The 3,337-nt window shown below is 67.3% G+C and carries 5 protein-coding genes; 4 read left to right on the top strand and 1 reads right to left on the bottom strand.

Translation table 11 applies throughout. The features are described from left to right. A partial coding sequence (locus tag N865_RS21065; protein ID WP_245603865.1) for a CpaF family protein occupies positions 1 to 826 on the top strand: 826 nt, incomplete at its 5' end. Further along, positions 741 to 1,604: a hypothetical protein gene (locus N865_RS21060; RefSeq protein WP_157557822.1), complete on the top strand. Its 864-nt coding sequence runs from the start codon at positions 741 to 743 to the stop codon at positions 1,602 to 1,604. The genes N865_RS21065 and N865_RS21060, both read left to right, overlap by 86 nt. Positions 1,605 to 1,660: 56 nt before the next feature. Here N865_RS21060 and N865_RS21055 read toward each other — a convergent pair whose 3' ends face one another. Further along, positions 1,661 to 2,383: a hypothetical protein gene (locus N865_RS21055; protein ID WP_157557821.1), complete on the bottom strand. Its 723-nt coding sequence runs from the start codon at positions 2,381 to 2,383 to the stop codon at positions 1,661 to 1,663. Positions 2,384 to 2,726: 343 nt separating this feature from the next. Here N865_RS21055 and N865_RS21050 point away from each other — a divergent pair, with 343 nt between their 5' ends. Together N865_RS21050 and N865_RS21045 are read left to right on the top strand one after the other, a co-directional pair. Further along, the gene (locus N865_RS21050; protein WP_034810238.1) at positions 2,727 to 2,933 is read left to right on the top strand and encodes a hypothetical protein; all 207 of its coding nucleotides are present in this window, start codon (positions 2,727 to 2,729) and stop codon (positions 2,931 to 2,933) included. A gap of 71 nt (positions 2,934 to 3,004) precedes the next feature. Continuing rightward, positions 3,005 to 3,190 (top strand): hypothetical protein, encoded by a 186-nt coding sequence (locus N865_RS21045; protein WP_034810237.1) that lies wholly within the window; start codon positions 3,005 to 3,007, stop codon positions 3,188 to 3,190. Positions 3,191 to 3,337 lie beyond the last annotated feature (147 nt).

Here is a 3,337-nt window from a genome sequence, read left to right as displayed (position 1 = left end):
GACCGTCGAGGAGATCTGGATCAACGAGCCGTCCAAGGTCTTCGTGGCCAGGGGCGGCATCTCCGAGCTGACGTCGACGATCCTCACCGCCGAGGACGTTCGCGACCTCGTGGAGCGGATGCTCAAGACGTCGGGACGCCGGGTCGACCTCAGCTCGCCGTTTGTCGACGCCACCCTGGCCGACGGGTCACGTCTGCACGTGGTCATCCCCGACATCGCGCGGGCCCACTGGCAGGTCAACATCCGCAAGTTCGTCGTCAAGGCCGACCATCTCGACGACCTCGTCCGCTTGGGGTCGATGCCGCGCCAGACCGCGACGTTCCTCGAGGCGGCCGTCGCGAGCGGACTCAACATCCTGGTGGCCGGTGGGACCCAGGCCGGCAAGACGACGCTGCTCAACTGCCTCGCCGCCGCGATCCCGCCGAGAGAGCGCGTCATCACCTGCGAGGAGGTCTTCGAGCTGAAGATCCCCCTGCGAGATGTCGCCTCGATGCAGTGCCGTCAGCCGAGCCTCGAGGGGACGGGCGAGGTCCCCCTGCGTCGCCTCGTCAAGGAGGCCCTGCGCATGCGCCCGTCAAGGATCATCGTCGGCGAGGTGCGCCAGGAGGAGAGCCTCGACCTGCTCATCGCCCTCAACTCGGGAGTGCCGGTGTTCCGTAGCCACGGTATCAATGAGACACGCGGTAGGCGGGCAGGGCAGCCTCGGCGGTTGGGGCCTCACCAGCGCATACGGTCGTGGCGTGGCCATCACCGCGTCCGACTTCATCACCGAATCGAGCACGAGCAACCCCTGGGGCATGCCTGTCGTCGGCGACTCACTGGATGAGGAACGCCTCCGCGCCCTGATGGTGCGGCCGGATCCGAAGCACAGCGATGTCGAAGTGTCCCTCGCGCTCATGGATCTCGTACGAGACGACCTACACAAGTCCGGAACAGAAGGCGGCCAGCTCCTTGCGGACGCGGAGATGCGTACGGCGATCCGCGCTCTGGAGAGCGTGACTGCGCGGGCAGGGTATGAGTTCAAGCTTCCGTTCCGCGACCATGCCGGCTGGCGCGCGTGGTGGAACCGCAACGGTGCCCACGGCTCGTGGCAGGCCCGGCGGAACTTGTTGAGCGACCTGTTTGATGACACCTATGCCAAGTTGATGGCGGCGCAGGACCGCGCGCTGGCGTCGACCTTGGCGTTGCCCGTGTCCCCTCATGAACGGCTCGGCTGGCACGAGGTGGACACGGAGATCGGTGAGTTGCGACGTCACTTCCGGACTGCCAGCACGCCACAGGACTACCGAGCGATCGGCAACGACTGCGTGCACCTGACGGAGGCGCTGAGTCGGCAGGTGTACGACCACGCGACGCACACGCCAGCGGGCGAGGAGGAGCCGCCCTTCCCGAAGACCAAGATCCGGTTGGAGCGCTACATCGAGCACCGGTTGCCGGGGCCCGAGAACGCGCAGATGAGGGCCATGGCCCGTGCCGTCATCAACGTCGCGCAAGGTGTCAAGCACGGCGGTTCCCCCTCGCGCACCGAGGCGGGGATCGTGGCGGACGCGGTCATCCTGCTTGCCAACATGCTGCGTCGGCTGGAGGAGGAGATCGAGGCATGACGGCGGCTGGCATCGGACCCCCCGCCTCGCGGCCGACCGAGCGGCGGACGCGCGCGCTACGGCCAGCCGCCAACCTCGGGTGGGGCGACCCACGAGCCTCCGGTGTCCAAGAAGGCGACCGGGAGGCGTCGAACCCATGAGGTGTCTGGCGGCGTGTCTGCCTGCGACGCCCAGTAGTCGAGCGTCCAGAAGAGGCGCGCGTGATCGTTGGCGTCTTTCAACAGAAGGAAGTTGACGTCCGTCGGGGCGAAGGCCCACCACCACTCCGGGGGCGCGTCTGTGGGACGCGGTATGCGCCACTCCCGCTCGTGAAGCCACTGACTCTCACCATGGGTAGTCATCCCGAGGACGTCGTCGGCAGTAGTGGGTACGGACCCCGGCCAGTACCGCACTCCCCGGGCCTTCATGTGCGTCGGGAGGGAGCTGTACTGCCAGGCAACGAACTCGTCGCCGCGGATGTAGATGGCCGGACCTCCACCGGCCGCGAAGACGGACTCCGTAGTGAACGCAAGACCTGTCCCGTCGTACCGTCCGGCGGCGAGCGTCAGATGCGACAGGGCCCGACGCGTGGTCTGGGTGAAGCAGACCACTGGCCATTCAGACCCGAAGGGGAGCGTCGCCGCGACCATCCGAGACCACAAGATCGATGCCAGGCGGTCCACCGAACTCATCCCGACCCACGGCAAGTCGGCGTTCCGCCGTCCCAAGCGTCCGGTCATGTGGAGTAGGACGTCTGGAAGGTCAGGACTCTGCTGAGTCCGGAGTGGCTTGATGTGCACGTCCGAACGGTAACCGTGCTCGACGAGCGCAGGGCGGAGCCCGTGTGACACAACGCCTGTGGACGACACGCCGGGGTCCGTCGGTGGTGCGTACTACACTCAGCAGTAACCAAGTAGTTACACGGTTGTTATTCGGTCCTCGACCGTCCGTGCAGCTACGAGGCACTGCGTTGAACAGCGAACGTCCCAACGACGGGGCGGGCCGGCGGTTGGGACGGATACAAGCGGGCAACTTGTCCTGCCAACCTAGCGCACCGCGTCGGGAGTTGCCCCATCGGGGGGTAGCAAGTGGCGGTCAGACGGAGCGACGGCCATCGACTGCCAGCGTGGGGAAGGCACCAACATGGCAACTCCGCCCAAGCAGCACGGCGCGTCGTGGACTCCCGCGCAGGACCGGGAACTCCAGCGGCTCGCGGACCAGAACACCCCCACGCGGGTGATCGGCCTGAAGATGGGCCGGACCGAGAACGCGGTCCGCTCCCACGCTTCCGACCTGGGAGTCAGCCTCAAGCCGACGAACCAGTCGCCCTACGGCACGCGGAAGCGCTGATCGTCATGCCGGCGATCCACCGTGTCAGGGTTCAGGCGATCTGTCGTCAGGGCCACCCTCACGAGATCTGCGTGCAGGTGAGCCGGGACGTCCACCCGGATCTCCGGTGCAGTCCGGAGCAGGGGGACGGATTCTCGTACGGCGGGGGTGGCGGTATCTGCATCCTGCCGCCCGACCTCGCGGCACTCGTCGAGCGGGAGCTGAGGAACAGCTACCAGGAGTCGCGGCGCCGCGGGTACGTCCTCGTCGCGGCGTGATGCTCGACACCGGCATCCAACTCGGTAACTCGGGGTGCCGGTAACCAGTGGCAAGCCCGTCCGCTCCGCTCCGGATGGAGTGGGGCGGACGGGGTCCTCGTCGTCTCGCGGCGGGCAGAACGCAACAAGGCCCCGCCACCCTCGCGG

The organism is Intrasporangium oryzae NRRL B-24470 (assembly GCF_000576595.1).
GTDB lineage: Bacteria > Actinomycetota > Actinomycetes > Actinomycetales > Dermatophilaceae > Intrasporangium_C > Intrasporangium_C oryzae.
The sequence above is the reverse complement of the archived record's forward strand: the minus strand, read 5'-3'. Positions and strand labels throughout refer to the sequence as shown.

Coding starts and splice junctions, on each gene's coding strand:
- N865_RS21050 (WP_034810238.1), top strand. CDS start 2,727: ATGGCAACTCCGCCCAAGCAGCACGGCGCGTCGTGGACTCCCGCGCAG.